This window comes from Erythrobacter sp. JB3-1 (assembly GCF_057364995.1).
On the sequence record NZ_CP200289.1, the window covers coordinates 1,437,559 to 1,450,540 of the forward strand.

Sequence of the window (12,982 nt, forward strand, 5' to 3'; positions counted from 1 at the left end):
AAGAGTAAGACTGGGTCAGCGGCTGCCTCGCTCCTGACCCAGTAATTCTACGCCTCAGAACTCGCCGGCGACGCCTGCGCGAACGCTGGTGGAATTGCCGCCTGCGTAGGTAACGCCTGCGGTGATGGCGAAGTCGCCTTCGAACCGGTGCATCAGGCCAGCGGAGAAGCCGACCTCGCCGCGGTAGGTCGCGACGTTGCTGGCGTAGCTGGTCTTGCCCGCTTCGCTGGGGAAATGCGGCGCTGCTTGGGCCCCGATCGAGGCGATGCCGCGCTGCGCGTCACGGTCGATTGTGTCGGTGAGGTCGAACAATGTGCTGACCCGCCCGCTAAGCGCATCGAACTGCACGGTGGAGACCTGAGACACAGCATTAAGCGCGACGCGTACGTTGTCGACCGAGGCGGCTGTCGCCACGCTCTGACGGCCCAATGTGCCATTGGCGTCCACCGTCACCGCATCCACCGGTCCAACCTGAGCTGCTGTGCTCGCATCAATGTCGCCGATCCGCACAGAGCTGCCCGTGCCGCCCAGCGTCACTTGGTTGGCCGCCGTCGTTGTCGCTCCTGCGCCTAGCGCCGTTGCCCCATCTTGAGCTGCATTCGCGCCTTGACCAATCGCGCTTGCGCCCACTCCGCGCGCATCAGCCGCATCGCCAATTGCGAGGGCTTGCACCGCTAGCGCCTGGCTGTTCGAGCCAATCGCTGTCGCTTGCTGCAAGGTCGCGCGGGCAGAGCCGCCAATCGCCACCGCATTCGCGCCGCGAGCAAAGGTTCTGTTCCCCAGCGCAAAGGCATCATCACCGCGCGCAACAGCATCCTCACCCAGCGCTGTTGCCCGAGCCGATTCAGCCAAAGCGCCTGCACCGACAGCCAAAGCGCTCACCCGCGTTGCGCTTGCACCTGCACCAATCGCAATCCCGTTATCCTGCTGAGCATTCGCATCCGCGCCCAAAGCCACAGCACCATCCGCCAAGGCTTGTGCGCCGGGCCCTCCCTCGCCATCGTTTAAATCACCGCCAATAGCGATGGAGCCTGCGCCGGTGGCATTTGAGGCACGTCCAACCGCAATGGCTGCGATCCCGCTCGCGCTCGAAGCCTGCCCCAATGCCGTCGCTAAATTGGCAGTAGCCTCAGCGCCTTGCCCCAATGCGGTCGAATCAATTCCTGTCGCACTAGCGAAGTGGCCAAGTGCCGTGGAATCAGACGCGAGCGCTTTCGAAAGTCTACCGATAGCTGTCGAGCGGTTCGCGCCTGCTCTGGCTTCGCTGCCAAAGGCACTGGAGTGGAAGCCATCTGCAAGAGAGTTTGCGCCAACTGCAGTGGAGCGCTGCCCTGAAGCAACAGCTGCCAGCCCCACTGCCGTCGTCCGGTCTTCTGTCGCCTGAGCGCCGCGCCCAATTGCCGTAGAACTGTTACCTGATGCGAGAGCTGTCCGCCCCACCGCCGTCGTATCTTCATCTGTCGCCTGAGCGTCAAAGCCAACAGCAACTGAACTAATTCCCGTTGCCTCTGCAACGCGGCCTATGGCGGTTGAAGCGCTAACAGAGGCCTTTGACTCAGAACCAACTGCGGTAGAACCGGTGCCTGTGGCACTAGCGCCTTCACCGCATGCCAATTGTGTGTCCACACCATCGGAATTTGCGCCAAGATCAGTGTCGCCAGTGTCGTCCGCAACGCCATTATCGTTGGTGTCGAGCAGGCAATCATCGGCGCGGGCGGGTTCTGGCATGCTCAGCAACCCGATAAAGGCGATGCTGGCAACGCCCGCCAAAGCCAGACCGCGTGCTTTGTCCAGTTTCGATTTGAGTTGGGTTGAACGATACGTCATGAGCAGTTTCCTTTGTATTTTCAGCCCCGCAATGGCTTGCGAGCTTCGTTGAGCGAACACGTCTATGCATTCACGTGACTGCTGAACTTTCCCACGGAGACGTGGCGTGATCTATGGGGAGTGACCCCCATTTTTGCCGAACCGCAACTGCACGCCATTGTCTCAAAAGCCTCAGGCAGAAACCGCTTTCCCTGCCTTGGAAACAAAGCACTAATCCGTTATGCCTTTGCGAGTTAGGGGATTTCGATGGCCGGTGACAAAGACGCCGCGATGCACAAAACGGCGGTTGTCGCGGATGATCATGCCATCGTTCGTCAAGCGACAGCCCAAATCCTTGAGCAAATTTCGCGGCTTTTGGTCGTGGCAGAAGCGTCGAACGGGTTGGAAGCGATGGCCGCTATTCGCACCCACAAACCCGATCTGCTCGTGCTTGACGCGGCCATGCCTTACGCAAAGGGGATTGAGGTCTTTACCGAGGCGCGTCGTTGGTCGCCTGACACCAAAATCGCGGTCCTAACCGGATTTACCTCTGCAAATTTACTTGCCGAATGGATTGACGTTGGGGCCAATGGAATTCTGCTGAAAAGCTGTGAGCCGGACGAAATCCGGCGCGGGTTGGAAGCGGTTCTGGCCGGACACAACTTTGTTGCCGAGGAGGTTCGCTCGATCCTCCAAAATTCAAACGACCGGGTCGAGTTGACCCCGCGCGAACGCGAAGTTTTGTCATTGGTCGGCTCGGGCTATTCAAGTGCCGCGATCGCTGACAGGCTTTGCATAAGCATCAAAACGATCGAGAAGCACCGAGGCAGCTTAATGGCGAAATTGGGCGTGACGACGGTGGCGCAATTGCTTGCCCATGCGCTCAAAGAAGGGCTGCTAGAAACCCACAAGCAGCTTTGATGGGCAGCACACAGAGCCAATGGGGGATCGCCCCCATAGACCTGATCCAAAGCGAAGAGCATGACTGTGACCATGCAGCATAGCTTGCAATTTTGGGCTCCAACTGCCGCGATCAAACCAAGGTTTGGGTTAAGCCTGCTGCTTATCTCGCTTTTGGCGGGCTTGTTTGTGTCCGCTTCAGCCACTGCTAAGTCACCGATCAGTCCGATCCAATTGTCTTCTGACCGCAGCTATCACGAATATTTGGCGGGACAGGTTTCTTTTGCGCTTGATCCGACATTGGAAAAATCCGTCGAGGATATGGCGAGCCAAACCGCTTCGTTTGAGCTGATGGATACGCCCTATATTGATGCAGGGATGACGCAGGCACGCGTTTGGCTGCACTTTATTGCGGTCAATCCGGAAAGCGAAGCGGGCGTGTGGCGGCTCGATATTCAACGCCAATATATCAAGGAGTTGCGGGTCTATATTGTGCGCGATGGAGTGGCCGAAGAAGTGCTGTTCCATGCCAACACTCAACCCTTTCAAGAGCGCGCCATTCCCAGCCGGTTTCAGCAAGCCGATTTTGCAATGGAGCCGGGCGAACAGGTGGAATTTCTGGTCGGGTATCGTTCGTCTTCGACGACATTCCTTCCCGTGCATCTGGGCATGGCCGATGCGGCCACTCAAGAACACGCACAGGAAGCCTTCATCGACTGGTTTATGAATGGTGCTTTGTTGGCGATGGTAATCCTGTCGCTGCTGTTGATCCCAGTCATCGGTTGGCGGTTGGGAACGTCGTTTGCGCTCTACATTCTGGCGGGCATATTCTACGTTTCCAACGCCGATGGCTATGCCTTTCAATACATTTGGCCGGGCAGCCCCTGGCTTAATGATCGGATGAATCTTGCCGCCATGTTGCTGATGCCCGCTGCTGGCATCAACTTCGCGCGCCAATTGTTCCAGTTTTCACAGATCACGCCTCGTCTAGACCGGTTTCTGATCGCATTTTTGTGCGTGATCTGCTTGTTGTTTCTAGGCGCAGTTCCATTGTTCGACCTGCCTGGTTTTATAGTCCCTGCCTATTCCATGGTGCCAATCGCCGCACTGATCCAACTCATCTCCGGCATGGTGGCTTTTTCGAAAAAGAGGGTGGGAGCCATTCCCTTCATTGTTGGCGCGTCGTTTGTCGTCTCGTCCTTTGTATATGCGACCGCCGCTCACCTTGTGCCGGGACATTTCAATCTCGATACGACGCTCGACTACGGTCATTTTGCCTTGTTTACAGAGTGCATCGCTTTCTCTGTGGCGATCCTGCTGCGAATACTCGCGATCCGCAACGAGCGTGACAAAGCGCAAAGCGAGGCCTTGGCCGCTGCCAACGAGCAATTGCAATTGAACGCGCAGCTTTTGGAGAGCCAACGCAACTACGACGAAGCGCGCGAATTGTCCCAAGCCCGGCTCAATCAGCTTTCCGATGTCAGCCATGACATTCGCCAGCCGCTTATGTCGTTGCGCGCTGCTTTGGGCAAAATTCGCGGACAGAACGAACAGGCGACCGAGCAAATGCAGGCCGCGTTTGACTACCTTGAAGGGATCGCAAGGGGGCAGGGCGACACCGCGTACCGCAACGAAGGGAATGAGTTTTCGGGCGTTGCATTCGAAGAGTTTCCCGTTCGCGTGGTGCTCGACAATGTGCGTGAAATTTTCCGCCATGAAGCGGCGCAGTTGGGCAGGGAGCTGCGTTATCGGCCTTGCTTAGCGCAGGTGCATTGTGATCCGGTGGCGCTGATGCGGATAGTCAGCAATCTGGTTTCCAATGCTCTGAAACATGGCGGCGACAACGTCCTGCTCGCCGCTCGGCAGCGCGGTGATGGTGTTCGCATCGAGGTCTGGGACAATGGCGAGGGCCTGACCGAGGAAGACCGCGATCAGGCGCTTCAAAGAGGGCAAAGCGGCGATCCATCGTCGGGCGATGGATTGGGGCTAGCGATTGTGGCGGAAACCGCTGCGAGCTTGGGTGTGGGCTTTGAATTGAGATCGCGCAAAGGCAGCGGCACGGTTGCCTTTATTTCGATTTGAAACAATCCATCATTGGCGAGTACGGGGCGGCTGATTGAGCAAATTTCTCTTTCGCCGCCCGCTCTCCCCTAGGCGCTTTTTTGCCTTCTCATTTCTCCAGCTGAAATTCGATCCGCAGCCTCAGATCAGGCTGTTTTCCAGCACGTCCACCAGGCACACCATAGGTTCGAACAAGTCGGCCAGATGCGTTCAGTTCACTTTTGTTCGGCAAAGCGAACTCTGGCGAATTTCCTTTGTGGATCTGGTCTGGCCAAACTTTCTGCGCCAGCCCTCCCTGCACTTTGACCCGAAACGCCTTTATCGGGGAACCAAAGTCCGCTTCATAAAGGTCTGAATGCACCCGGTAACGCGCCTCGCGAAGCTGCTCTGCTGTGCCCTCCAGTACAAAACGATCCGCGTTGGTAGCCGTGTATCGCTTCTTATTGCAGAACATGCCGCGATATGTCTTTCCAGTCCCTGCTTCGAAAACAGGCTTAGAACTCTCGGTCGGATAGTCGACCTTCAGCGTCATCGTGCCTTGCAGTTGAATGCGGTCATTATCCTCAATCGATCCCGAACCATGGCAGGCTAAACTAAGCGCGCGGATCGTCCACCGCTCGACGGGAATAATCTTAGGTAAAAGGGACCCGGTTTTCACTCTACGCCCGGCACGACGAAGGTAGTTGTCAATTTTGGCGGCAAAGGCTTTACGACCGCGGTCATAAATCTCCGGTTGCCCGGGAAAATTGATCGGGTTCAAAAGGTCGGCGAGGGGGCGCATATCTTTCAAAATTGGATAAGCTGTTGCCCCTGCGGTGAAGCCCCCTTCGTTCCGGCTGCCATTTCCGCCCACAGCATCGAAATATGCCGTGCCATATTCCGTGGAAGTTTCGAAGCTAGAGCTATTTTGCGACGAGGAACTTCTCTCCACATTCGTTTGCGCGATCAAAAGATTGACACCGCCGCGCTCGTTCTCATTCTCAGAGTTTGAGACAAGCTCGCGATATCCTTCTTTCGTGGTCGTGTGACGTGTTTGACCAGAGGATCCAAATGTCGTCGCATAGGGATAGTGCGTGCCGTAAGTTTGAATGAGACGGTCATAGTTGCCCGTTTGAACCGCTGTAATCACGGCATCACGGAAAAACCCATCCAATTCTGACTGGGCATGATCACGGATCAATGCGAATTGTTTTTGCCTTGAGAAACCAATGGCCTGCGACACAGATTGGCTGCGCTGCATCTGCGAAAATTGGCTGTTTGAGAACCCTGCTCCATACCCAACCGAAGCTTCCAAATTGCCTTCCGCCGTGCCGCTTTTGTTGGACACTTTGCCATCTATTCCGACTTTTGCCGATATTCCAAAGCTCGATGCATAGGCGGTTTGAATGTCGGAGCCGCTGCTGATCAAGGAAGAGAAGAAGACCGCCCCTTGATCGCTCAACAGATCAAGCCGCATGTCTATGGGAACGATCTTGCGGTCTTTGGTGTAAAACTCGGTTCCCGTTTGCCGTGCGAAGACAAAATCCTTGTCATTTTCAGCAAAGCGGTTTGGGTTTTGGGTCGTCACATCAAAGCCGCGCGCCACGGAATCGATGAATTGGATGGTGGCTTCGCGATTGAACGCATCTTCCATTGGGGTTTGCCCCGCGCGCTCCGTAGCAGACAGCTCCGGCTTTGGTCGAATGAATAGCTTTCCATCAATATCGAGTACTAAGACTCCATTACTGGCCACACGCACACTCAAGTTTGAGCCTAAGTCTCGGACCTTTGTGGAGGCACGATACCGCTTGGCCGGTACGCTCCTCGTCAAAGCTTGATCCAGCCGAGCGTTGTCAGCGGAGGTGAAAGTTACGGATCGTTTGCCCAAAAATGGCCGACGCAAAGTCAGTTGGCTGTCTGGCTCATCCGTTCGCTGGATCACTAGAAAGCCTGGCTGCGTATATACACCGTGCGTCAGCGCACGCAGTTCTGGCGTGTCTGCGCCATCAGCCCAGCCGCCAGCTTCAAAGTTCTTGTCGAATGCCGGTTGAGCGCTGCGTTCAACCCAAAGACCGTCGATGCGGGATGCGCAATCTGCCTCTTCGTCAACGTCTGAGGGAGCTTCCACTTCTGCCCCTCCAACGGGTGCGAAAACGCGCCCGGTTGGGTTCGGATCGCCGCCGCGCGCATCTTCGATGCGATCGCGTGGATTTCCGGCGAGTGATCCGCTTTGGTCATCCTCGCATCCCTTGAACAGAGTGGTGTCACGCGCAGGAGCCGGGCTCCCTTCAAGAAAAGCGCTGCTGGTTTGTACCGGGTTGGTCAGAACGTCAGCGCGGCTGCGCGATTGTTCGCTCGTATTGCCGATAGCAGCCGATGAATAAGCCAGCATACCCAGCGCCAAAGCACCCGTTGCCACACCTGATAGACTCTGTGATTTCACAATAACCTCCTCGCGCTGGAGCATCGCGGCCCAGCCTTGAATTACATTCACTCTCAGTTGCTACCGAGACCAATTAAACAATGATTTGAAACTGTTAGCGAGACGGACGCGCAATCCAGGTCCTTGGGGTGGAGGAAGACCGCGGCGCAGCGCAGTATCCCGGGCCAATTGCGTGGCGTCTAAGTTTCTCTGCCCACTGCCGATGGGGGCAGCGCCTACGCGAACTGCACCACGCGATGCTTCTGTTGCCCTGCGACCGTTGGCAACGGCCGCTTGCAGAGCTGTTGCGGAGGTCTTGCTAACCTCCGGCTTGGCACGCGCCGCCTGCTTGGTCGTCAATGCGGCACGGGCGTTGGGCGCCCGCCTATCACGAACTGACCTGCCCAACGGCACGGCATTGCCGCGTTGAGTTCTTCTGAGGGTGCTAGCCGCTGTGCGATCCGCACGGTTTGGCTGACGGAAGGTGACCGTACGGGGCTTGTAACCGGCACGGTTGCGGCTGGTGTTCGGGCGGCCCGGCTTTGCTGTCGCGCTTCCTTGAGTGGTTCCTGGTTTACCTGGTTTTTTAGGCTTAGGTTTGCCCTTGGATGCGCTCGCCGCCGTTGTCTTGGGCTTTGGCTTGGCTTCGGCTGCGACATGCACTGTCGTCATTGTCATGCTCCCTGCTAAGGCGATCATGAGTGTTTTCATGTTGGCTTTAAGTGTCATCTTAATTCCCTCCCGTCTCTGGTTCCGCAGCGACACTAGCCAGCAAGAAATCCTCGCTGGAGAAGGCGCTGTGGCCAATCAAAAACTGTAGATCTGGATGGTCTGCGCCTTCTTCTGAAAGAACGTCGCGCAGCGCCCAATCAATCACCGTATCCTGTGCCAACGGGACACCCCAAAGACGCACTGCACCCAAGGCCCCCTGAAGCGGATTGTTCTCGCCATCAGAGCTGCCAACGAACAGCCCGTCCGCAGGAAGGTTCTGAATGGTCATGGGTAGAACCGCGACAAGATCATTATTGACCAAAACTTCGGTTTGATTGCCATAGTCGATCAAAGCGACGTGGTGCATCCGGGCGTCTGAAAAATCAAAAGGGACCACCTCGTATTTGTCGCCCGACATCACCCCAATGCCGTCGCGGTCTCTTAGGATGGAAACGAGATAGCTGGCCCCATCGTTCCCTGCATAGGACAGCACCACCGGATCATAAGTTGGCGGCGCAGTCCAATCGGGCTGCACCCAAAATTCGACAGTGGCCCCACCTGACAGGTCGAGGCTTGCATCCGCTGGAAACGTTAGTGAGGTTTCTCCGTCCAACTCAAGCACATCAGGCACATAGGATGCCTCTTGAGCTGTCAAAGGAAGGTGCAACAATGCCCCTGCTAAGACCGTAAAAATGATTGGTCGCATTCGATATTCCCCAAAGCGCGTCAGGAAATGAGGCGCAGAGGATTTGTGCAGCAGAATGGCTCAGGGTTGTATGGGGGAAGACCCCCATAATTCGTTCAATTGACTTGCGCCAACATGAATACTCGCACTGGTATTGTCATGGGAAAAGAACTTGATTGACGACTGTACAATTTGGGCTGACTCAGGTCGGGAAACCGTCATTCCACTAAAGACCCATCCCTTGTTGTAAAACTGGTGCGGCAGCGAACCGCCCGAACGTCAGATTTCCATCTTCTCCGCGAGCGTGAGAGCATCCTCAATGTCGACACCAAGGTAACGGACAGTGTTCTCAATTTTCGAATGCCCGAGCAGGATTTGGATGGCGCGGATGTTGCTAGTCGCTTTGTAGATGATCGAGGCTTTTGTTCTTCGAAGCGAGTGGGTGCCGTATTCCTCAGGCCGGAGGCCGATCGCTTCAGCCCATTCATCGACAAGGCGAGCATATTGGCGCGTGCTGAGATGGCGTGAATGATCAACTCGGCTAGGAAAGACGAAGTCCTCGACGTCACCTTCTCTGAGCTCTAGCCAGGCGAACAGGCTGACGCGCGCGTCTGCCGCGATCTCAAACTGAACGGGCCGACCAGTTTTGCGCTGCGTGATTGTCACTCGCGTTCTGATCTCTGGACCGCTGGCCAAGTCACCGATCTTCAACTCAACAAGATCACAGCCTCGCAGCTTGCTATCGATCACCACATCAAACAGCGCGCGATCTCGAACGCGCTTTTCGCGATCTAGAAAGAAACGGATCGCCCAAATCTGTTTCTGATTGAATGGACGCTTGGGCCCAATCTTCGCTCCAAAGTTCCACGGCACGCGGTTCTGCGCAGCCGGGTCAAAGTGTGAGTAGGTCATTGTCATTCTCTTCGGCCGGAATGGCCTGGGCGAATGTCTGCTTTCAAGAGCTAAGAATTCGAATGGCCACGTCCGACATTGAGGCGCAAAGCGGTCATTCGATGTTTACACTTTCGCCAACGTGAACTGAGACAATTGCCTTCCGATATAAATTAGTTGTGCCGCTCGGCTGGAAGCTAGCGGGCATTTTTGCGGGTCGGCCGCAAAGAATGAAATAATTAAGGCTTTGAAAACAGGTGTTTATGATGTCAGTACATTCCTCTTCTACACACAATTGTCGCTGATCGCGAACTTTGGGCGCAGCCTTATAGTATCTGATTTGCCATTCAGAACCCTCTCCGCTTGCTGCAATTGCTTGCAATCAAACTTTGCGCCTTGATCTTGTGCTTCGGCAATCAATTCCACGAAGACAGGCGGCGTCAGGTCCATTGGCCCGCGCCGAAGGAAAGTGCTGTGCCAGCGTTTTGCTGGAGCCAAGACAGTCGCAAAGGTTGTGCGACTTTTGGGTGTACTCAAGGCTGCCTCACCCAGTTCAGTAAGCAGAGCGTTTGACGTGTTGGGCATGGCCATAAGGGAAGCGTATCGTCTTGCGGCCTCGCTATGGTTTTCCGTTTCGATAGCCAGTCTCAGAACCGCTTCCTGCGTGATCGGGTCGCGCCAGCCCCGGCGGCTGGCGGCTTGTAGTGTCTGAAGGCTAGCCGCGTCATTTTGATGAATGGCATGTGCGATGGCCAGAGTGCGCAAATGTTCGGCAGCCATGGGGCGGCGTGCTACTAGCTGTCGGGCTTCGGCCAGTGCTTGGTTGGGCGTACCTTCTGCAAGGGCGCGAGTGGTTAGCCTCTCTTGTGCAAAGGCACGGAATGGTGCGGGAACGTTAGCTGCGAGATCGCCTGATACGCGGGCCTGCCGGTCAATTTGCGCTCCTGTAGTGATGAGGCCGATGAGCAAAAAAGCTATGATCCAAAGCGCTTGCTTCATGCCTCTTGGTCCTGATGCGCCTTGCCAAAACCCAGCAGCAGGATGATCGCAAATGCTGCCATTCCGAGCAACGTCTGGTTTCGAAGTGGGTAATCCAACAATGATTGAAATGCGATACTAGCCAGGATTGCGCTTCCACTCCAGGCGGCCCATTTTTGCGCTGATAGCCGCGCTCTCCATGACATCGAAGCAATCCAAATGAGCCAAAGCGCGACGAGTACAATCCCAACGAATCCTGCCTCAATAGCGATTTCCAGATAGTCGTTATGCGCACGTCCAGCACGGCGTGGCGTGAGGTTTTCAAGAGACTCGTCCAGTTGAAAAACTTCATCGAACGTACCCATACCCGATCCGATTGGCCAATAGCGGCTGGCGGTGTAGGTCGCATCTTCCCAGATGTAGCTGCGGGCGTCCTCTCTGGCACCGAAGCGATCAATGCTGTCGCTAATCCGCCCGGGTGCAAAGGCGGTAAGGCTGGTGATCAATGTTGCCAATACGAGGCTGGCAACCGCCCATTTCTTGCGCAGCCGACGTCTTTTGTGTGGGTTTTCACGCGCCTTGCTGAGGCTTGAGCCGAGATTTTTCGTAACCAACATTGCAAGCGGCACCGCGGCCAAAACTATAGCGGTGCGAGAGCGGGTGAGCAAAATGGCAGTGATCAACAGCAAGCAGATCGTTGCGCGCCAAACGGTAAATCTTGAGGCATTCAACGGAGCGGGCAGCAGCGCGGCGAGCGCAAGGGTCGAGACCAGAAACAGGCCAGCTGAATTGCGGTTGGCAAAGGTCCCGAACAGGACGCCAGGCATTGAGTTTTCCGGATAGAGAAGCCCGCTCTGACTTTGCGTCACGACTTGGATCGCTCCGAGCAATACGCCGCCCAAGGCCAAGCCGACCAAGATCCAGGCGATCCAGACCAATTGATGCCGCGAAAGTTGATAAGCGACGATCATTACGGCGAGTGGCAAGATCAAACCTGCAAGCGCGACAAGTGTTCGGGCCGGATCCACGCTCATGGGAAACCAGATATTCACCCCGGCTAGCGAGTGCGCTTCGAGCACCAACTGCCTGCCGGGTAAGACTGCTAAAACTCCCGTTGGTAGAGGGATGAGCTGCAGAATCGGAAGCAACAGGCAAGCACCAGTAAGGACGCGAAGAGAAAACGGCGCCGTGCCCCAGAACTCTGTAAAGGCGCGGCGATGCGCTCCAAGAACAACGAGGGCCGCAAGTTGTACGGTCAGGTTTGCCAGACCGTATCTGACGCCGCCTCCACCAGCTATCGCCGCCAGAGTTAATAGCGCAGCGAGCGCAAAGGCGCTTGATTGTTGGGAAATACGATCAGCACGCATAGCAGGCGATCAAAGGGCCCGCTTCAATTGGCCCCTGGCGATTGATTGAGGCCTCCATCACCGCGCTGTTCCTCATCACCGTCTTCTTGAATGATCAGGATGCCGATGATTGCTCCCATACCGCCCAACAGCGCTAGCCATAGTGCACCGCGGCCTGTGTCCTCGGCAAACCAACTCTGATCAACGCCGCCTTCCAGTGTAGCTCCAGCACAGCAGACAGAATAATCGCCCGCTCTGGTATTGGCATGGGCTGAAAATGGCGTCAAAAACAGCGCAATGGCGGCCGCAAAAACCGCTATTTGAAGTCGTAATGTAGGCGCCATCTTCCGCTCCCGCTGTCTAACCTGCGTAGTATTACTAGGTTGGAAGCAATTTACAAATCGAGTCGCGCTAACAGCCAGACCCCATTGGCCAATTACTTGTTAGGGGCAATGGTTGGTTTTGGACCGCGTAATAAGATCGGCGTGTAAAGTTCTGTGCTGCTGCCCAGCACGGTCTGGTCTCCGCACAACAGCCAAGCATGCGCGTTGAGGCCATTGGCCGTTTCTCGCCTAACCTCCAGCTCGATCACGCTTGGAATGCCTAACTGTCTTAGCCAGTTCTGACCAGCGGTCGCCTGTATCAAGCAATCGCTGCGCCATGGCACACGAGTTGAAAGGCGAGGCAGCACATAGGCGATACGGTCGGTCATTTCCGCTTGCTTTGCGCTAAGGCAAGGCTGCATTTGGCCGCCATTGCTTCGGTCTGCTAAGGTATCGATAAGCGTTGCGAGATAATGCCGATGCGTTTCCTCCCAAAGCGCAGCAATCTGCGCTTCGTGCTTGATGTCATCGAGGATCTGGTCGGGCCAGTCAGAGAGATGGTCGAGGCGCTGATTGAGCGCACCAACGATCCCATGAAAGGCAATTCGCTCCGAAACCTGCGAAACGCTCTCGTCCCCTACGGCGCTGCCTCGCCGTGCATTGCAGCAGCTAGCATTGTGTCAATGGCTGTGCCTTCAGTCATATGTTTAGGAGCAAGCCTTTGGGTTCGGCGGATGTATGCCGCTGACGGTGCGCTATTTTCGTGAGATTATCCAGCGCATCGACCAGGGTTAAGTGGCGCCACTGCGATTATCCCCGCCGACTGCCCTAAGGAGTTCGGTGTAAGGCCGCAGTTGTGCGTTGACCGCGCTATGCGGCC

Annotated in this window: 10 protein-coding genes; 2 read left to right on the forward strand and 8 right to left on the reverse strand. The window is 56.0% G+C overall.

Annotation, left to right across the window (positions count from 1 at the left end; translation table 11 throughout):
• Window positions 1-54: 54 nt before the first annotated feature.
• Entirely contained in the window at window positions 55-1,827 is a 1,773-nt protein-coding gene (locus AC0V6M_RS06835; protein ID WP_486138078.1) for a YadA-like family protein, read from the reverse strand.
• 246 nt (window positions 1,828-2,073) lie between these two features.
• Between AC0V6M_RS06835 and AC0V6M_RS06840 the strand changes: the two genes are divergently transcribed.
• Together AC0V6M_RS06840 and AC0V6M_RS06845 are read left to right on the forward strand one after the other, a co-directional pair.
• Window positions 2,074-2,727: a response regulator gene (locus AC0V6M_RS06840; protein WP_486138079.1), complete on the forward strand. Its 654-nt coding sequence runs from the start codon at window positions 2,074-2,076 to the stop codon at window positions 2,725-2,727.
• A 168-nt stretch (window positions 2,728-2,895) separates the two neighbouring features.
• Window positions 2,896-4,788, forward strand: coding sequence for a sensor histidine kinase (locus AC0V6M_RS06845; RefSeq protein WP_486138080.1), 1,893 nt, complete (start codon window positions 2,896-2,898; stop codon window positions 4,786-4,788).
• Window positions 4,789-4,876: 88 nt separating this feature from the next.
• On the opposite strand, the gene AC0V6M_RS06850 is transcribed toward AC0V6M_RS06845, so the two are convergent.
• The 7 genes from AC0V6M_RS06850 to AC0V6M_RS06880 form a co-directional block, all read right to left on the reverse strand.
• Complete coding sequence (locus AC0V6M_RS06850; protein WP_486138081.1) at window positions 4,877-6,874, reverse strand: MAC/perforin domain-containing protein; 1,998 nt, start codon at window positions 6,872-6,874, stop codon at window positions 4,877-4,879.
• Between the two features lie 1,024 nt (window positions 6,875-7,898).
• Window positions 7,899-8,534 carry a LamG-like jellyroll fold domain-containing protein gene (locus tag AC0V6M_RS06855; protein ID WP_486138082.1) on the reverse strand — a complete coding sequence of 212 codons (636 nt, stop codon included), beginning with the start codon at window positions 8,532-8,534 and terminating at the stop codon, window positions 7,899-7,901.
• 309 nt (window positions 8,535-8,843) lie between these two features.
• Window positions 8,844-9,476: a tyrosine-type recombinase/integrase gene (locus AC0V6M_RS06860; RefSeq protein WP_486138083.1), complete on the reverse strand. Its 633-nt coding sequence runs from the start codon at window positions 9,474-9,476 to the stop codon at window positions 8,844-8,846.
• A 264-nt stretch (window positions 9,477-9,740) separates the two neighbouring features.
• Window positions 9,741-10,235 (reverse strand): hypothetical protein, encoded by a 495-nt coding sequence (locus tag AC0V6M_RS06865; protein ID WP_486138084.1) that lies wholly within the window; start codon window positions 10,233-10,235, stop codon window positions 9,741-9,743.
• 215 nt (window positions 10,236-10,450) lie between these two features.
• A complete protein-coding gene (locus AC0V6M_RS06870) occupies window positions 10,451-11,419 on the reverse strand; it encodes an O-antigen ligase family protein (protein WP_486138085.1) in 969 nt (322 codons plus the stop codon).
• A gap of 404 nt (window positions 11,420-11,823) precedes the next feature.
• Entirely contained in the window at window positions 11,824-12,066 is a 243-nt protein-coding gene (locus AC0V6M_RS06875; protein WP_486138086.1) for a hypothetical protein, read from the reverse strand.
• A 149-nt stretch (window positions 12,067-12,215) separates the two neighbouring features.
• The gene (locus tag AC0V6M_RS06880; protein WP_486139582.1) at window positions 12,216-12,707 is read right to left on the reverse strand and encodes a lasso peptide biosynthesis B2 protein; all 492 of its coding nucleotides are present in this window, start codon (window positions 12,705-12,707) and stop codon (window positions 12,216-12,218) included.
• Window positions 12,708-12,982 lie beyond the last annotated feature (275 nt).

Bases quoted from the DNA above. Each gene is read 5' to 3' on its own strand.
- AC0V6M_RS06835 (WP_486138078.1), bottom strand. From the start codon at position 1,827: ATGACGTATCGTTCAACCCAACTCAAATCGAAACTGGACAAAGCACGC.
- AC0V6M_RS06840 (WP_486138079.1), top strand. From the start codon at position 2,074: ATGGCCGGTGACAAAGACGCCGCGATGCACAAAACGGCGGTTGTCGCG.
- AC0V6M_RS06860 (WP_486138083.1), bottom strand. From the start codon at position 9,476: ATGACCTACTCACACTTTGACCCGGCTGCGCAGAACCGCGTGCCGTGG.
- AC0V6M_RS06865 (WP_486138084.1), bottom strand. From the start codon at position 10,235: ATGGCTGCCGAACATTTGCGCACTCTGGCCATCGCACATGCCATTCAT.